The organism is Mycobacterium gordonae (assembly GCF_002101675.1).
GTDB lineage: Bacteria > Actinomycetota > Actinomycetes > Mycobacteriales > Mycobacteriaceae > Mycobacterium > Mycobacterium gordonae.
The window spans coordinates 1-4,570 of sequence record NZ_LQOY01000113.1 but is presented as its reverse complement, the minus strand read 5'-3'; the positions used below and the strand labels follow the sequence as shown (position 1 = coordinate 4,570).

Sequence of the window (4,570 nt, the reverse complement as noted above, 5' to 3'; positions counted from 1 at the left end):
CCCCCCCACCGCGTCCCCCGACCACCCCGAGAGCACCAACTCACGCTCCCCGCCATCGACCAACGACACCTCACCCACCACCACCGACGCATCCACCACCACCGCACCGAGGACCCGCCGGTAGAAACCGGCGATCCGCTCGACGGCGGCGGTATCGAAAACTTCGGTGAGATAGCTGAACTCAACCCGCAGCCGAGCATCGAAGCTGACCGCCAGACTCAACGGATAATGGGTCGCATCGGTCACACGGATCCGCTCCACGCGCAGGCCGCCCGTGGAGTCGAAGAGCTGTTGTAGCGCGGTGGTGTCGACGGGGTAGGACTCGAACGCTATGGCGGTGTCGAACACGGCTCCTGGACCGGCGAGGCGGTGGATATCGGACAGGCTGCTGTGGTGATGCTCGATCAGGGCGGCTTGCTCGGATTGCAGGCGGTGCAGTGCGGCGGTGACGGTTTCGGTGGGGCGGATGCGTAGCCGGGCGGGCACGGTGTTGATGAGCAGGCCGATCATGGAATCCACGCCGGGCAACCCTGCCGGCCGCCCGGAGACGGTAGCCCCGAAGACGACGTCGTCGCGTCCGGTCAGCTGGCTCAACACGATCCCCCACGCGAGTTGGACGACGGTGTTGACGGTGACCCCCGTTCGGGCGGCGAAGGCCGCAATGCATGTGCTGTGCTCGTCGTCGAATTCCAAAATGTATTTCCCTGGGGGAGAGGCGATTCGGCGGGTCGGATCGGCCGGGGAGAGCATGGTGGGTTCGTCCAACCCGGCCAGGGCATGACGCCACGCCCGTGCCGATCGCTCGGTGTCGGCCTCGCTGACCCACTCGAGGTAGTCGCGGAATGGCCGGGAGGGTGACAGCGCTGAATGGTCGCCGTCGGCGGCATAGAGGGTGAGGAATTCTTGCAGCAGCAGCGGCGAGGACCAGCCGTCAAGCAGGATGTGGTGGTGGGTGATGACCATCGCGGACTTGTTGCGTCCCTTGGTTACCAGGGCAAAACGCAGCAGCGGCGGGGTTGTCAGGTCGAATCGTTGCAGCCGGTCGGACTCGGTGAAGCGGGTGAACTCCGCGTCCGGGTCGGCCGAGCCGGTGAGGTCCAGTTCGAGCCAGGGTACCCGGACGTCCTTGAGGACGACCTGCGCTGCGGCGCCGTCCAGGGTGGTCACGAACGCCGTGCGCAAGTTGTCGTGGCGGTCGATGATGCCTTGCGCGGCGGCGCGCAGCCGCGCGGTGTCGACGTCGCCGGCGATGTCGATGACGGTTTGCACGGTGTAGGCGTCGACGGAGGACTCTGCCAGCAGAGCATGGAAGAACAGCCCCGCTTGCAGCGGCGCCAACGGCCAGACGTCCGAAAGGCCGGGATAACCCGCTTCCCAGGCGGTCAGGTCGTCTTGGGCTACCGAGACGAGCGGGAAGTCCGAGGGGGTGTGGCCGCCGGCTCCCGGCATATCGGTGTGCCGGGCCAATCCGACCAGCACCGCCCGCCACAGTTCTACGAGTTCTTCGACGTCGCCTTGGGCCAACAATGTTGTCGGGTAGGCGATCTGGGCGTCGAATTCGTCATCGAGCACCATCGCGTTGATGTGAATGGTGGCCAGTGCGGGCATGTCGGCGTCGGGCGTGCTGGTCAGCGCGGTGAATTCCGGGGTGACTCCCCATGCGCCGTCATCGGAGCCGGCCGGCAATTCGGTGCCCGCGATTCGGCCGAGATAGTTGAAAGCGATCTGGGGATGACCCACGGCCTGCCAGGCACTGGCCCCGACGGGCGTCAGGTGCCGCAAGACGCCGTAGCCGATGCCGTGATGCGGTATGGCCGCCAGCTGCTCTTTGATCGACTTGATCAGCGCACCTGCGGCTGCCCCGCCCTGTAGCACGTCGTCGACGTCGATACCGGACACGTCCAGCCGGGCGGGAAACACCGTGGTGAACCATCCCACCGTCTGGGACAGATCCGCACCGGCCACGACGGACTCCTCCCGGCCGTGGCCTTCGAGATGAACCAGCACCGAGGGTTCATCGACCCCGCGCCGCGACCGCCACACCGCCACCGCCACCGCCAATGCCGCCAGCAACCCGTCTTGCGCACCGCTTCCGAACAGCGCAGGCAGGGTGGCCAGCACCGGCTCGAACACCTCGTGAGGGAGCCGCAACTGCACCCGATCCAGCGCCGACATCACGTCCACCCGCGAATCGAAAGGACGCGACCCGACCAGCGGATCGGGGCCGTCGACGATTCGCGTCCACGCCGCCAGCTCTGCGTCGAAGTCCCCCCGGCGGGCCGCCTCCTCAAGCCCATGAGCCCACCGGCGCATCGACGTGCCCGCCGGCGGAAGAACAGCACGCCGGCCCGCGGTCACCTGTTCCCACGCCCGCATCAGGTCGAAGACAATGATGCGCCACGACACAGCATCGACCACCAGATGATGCGCGACGATGATCAGTCGGCCCGAACGGCCCGAAATATCTTGCTCGCCAACGGGATCCAGCCAGACCAGCCGAAACACCGATCCCGCCGACGGGTCCATCCGATCCACCGCGGCGTCCAGCGCGTCGCTGGCCAGCGACGCCAATTCCTGGTCCAACGCATCGGCGGCGAACGGGACCCGGCGCACCAATGCATCCACGTCGACCGAACCGATCCCCGAAGTCTGCATCCGCCAACCCGCCGAGGGATCCCGCCACAACCGGGCCCGTAACATGTCGTGCCGCGCTATCACCGCCGAAACGGTCTCCACGATCCTCGCCCGGTCCACACCGATCGGCAACTGCACCATCATCGACTGAACGAACCGGTCGAAGCCGCCACCGTGGCTCACCAGGTCCCGCACAATCGGGGTCAGCGGCACGTCGCCCACACCTGCGCCAGGCAACTCCTTCAGCGCCTGTCCGCTCGGTGCCGTCTCGGCCACCTCCGCCAAGCGGGCAGCCGTGCGGCGCTCGAACACATCCCGGGAGGAGAACCACACCCCGCGAGCCCGACACGCCGACACCACCTGAATCGACACGATGCTGTCCCCGCCCATCGCGAAGAAGTCGTCATCGAGTCCCACCCGGTCAAGGCCCAAGACCTCGGCGAACACGTCGGCGACGGCTTGTTCGGCCCGGGTGCGCGGAGCCCGCGAAGGGGTGGCGGCAAAAACCGTCGCCGGCAACGCGTTTCGGTCGATCTTGCCCGAGGGCGTCAGCGGGAACTCGTCGAGCACCACCACCTGAGCCGGCACCATGTAATCGGGCAACCGCGCCCCCAACCATTGGCGCACCGCGTTGATCTTGGTATTCGTCCGGGGGACATTCGTGTGGGTGGCGTATTGCCGGCTCCCGGACGGGGGTAGATAGACATCCGTCAGCGGGCCGGCGCCGGTAATGAAGACGGCATCCAGGGTGCCCGGTCGGGTGCCCCAGGTGACGGCGACGCGATAGCCAGTTGCTTCGCCGAGGCGGTGCAACTCTTCGGGGATTGCGGTGTCGGCGGCGGCTTGCGCGCGCGCATCTGCCAGGGACAGCCCGTCGGCGACGCCCTGCTGGAGGTGGACGTCGGTGATCAGTCCGGTGCGGGGGATGTTGGTCACGCGCACGACGGCGGGCCTTCGGGATGTCAGCCGGCTGTGCAGCCCGCTCAGGTCCGCGCAGTCGGCCCACCTCCAGGCGGATGCGGCGGCCACCGAACGCACCGGCGTGGGAGCTCTGTGGATGATGACGTCGTAGCGGTATCGGTTGAGCTCGTTGTCGCCCGACCCGCGTTTGACCTGGATGTCCAGTCCGGCCACCGTTGGGTGGTCGGTGACCCAACTGGTGAAAAACTCTGGGGCGACGAGTAATTCGGTTTCGCTCAGTATGGCGCGGTGGACGCACTGGCGGATTTCGGCGACGTCGCCGGTGGTGGCGGCGCGGGCCAGCGCCACCGCTGTGTGGAACACGCCCTGCAGCTTGTGGTTACGGACGTCGCCGATGAACACCGCCCCGCCCGGGGACAGCAGGTCCACGGCATTGTCGATGAGGTCGGCCAGGTATCCCGCGTGGGGGAAGTACTGGATGACCGAGTTGAGAATGATGGTGTCGAAGTAGCCCCGCGGCAGGCCCTCGGTGACGTGGGCGGGCCGGGTCAGCAGCTGGACACGGTCACGCCACGGCACCTGCGACTGCTCCAGCCGGTGGGCCAGGGTGTCGATCGCCACCGCCGACATGTCGGTGCCCACGTAGTGTTCACACCGCGGGGCGATCTGTGACAGCACCAGCCCGGAGCCCGCGCCGATCTCCAGCACTCGCCGCGGCCGCAGAGCCATGATCCGATCCGTTATGGCCGAACGCCACTCCACCATCTCGTCGAGCGGAATCGGATCACCGGTGAAGCTGCTGTTCCAGCCCCGAAAGTCCATGCCTAACTCCGACATCCCAACATCGGCGCCGTACAGCTCGTCGTACATGCATTGCCACTGTTCGACGATTTCGGCGTCTTGAACGGCGGTGTCGCCGGAGCTGGCGTCCTCCAGGGCGATGTAGGCGATGAGGTGGTCGGTGCCGGTGGGGGTGTGGTGGATGGTGGCGGCGGCTTGGGTGACGTGGGGGCAG

1 protein-coding gene is annotated in these 4,570 nt (G+C 67.2%); it reads right to left on the bottom strand.

Annotated elements, in window-relative coordinates:
• Window positions 1-4,570, bottom strand: a 4,570-nt coding sequence (locus tag AWC08_RS18225) for a class I SAM-dependent methyltransferase (protein ID WP_142283654.1), incomplete at both ends; no start/stop codon positions are given.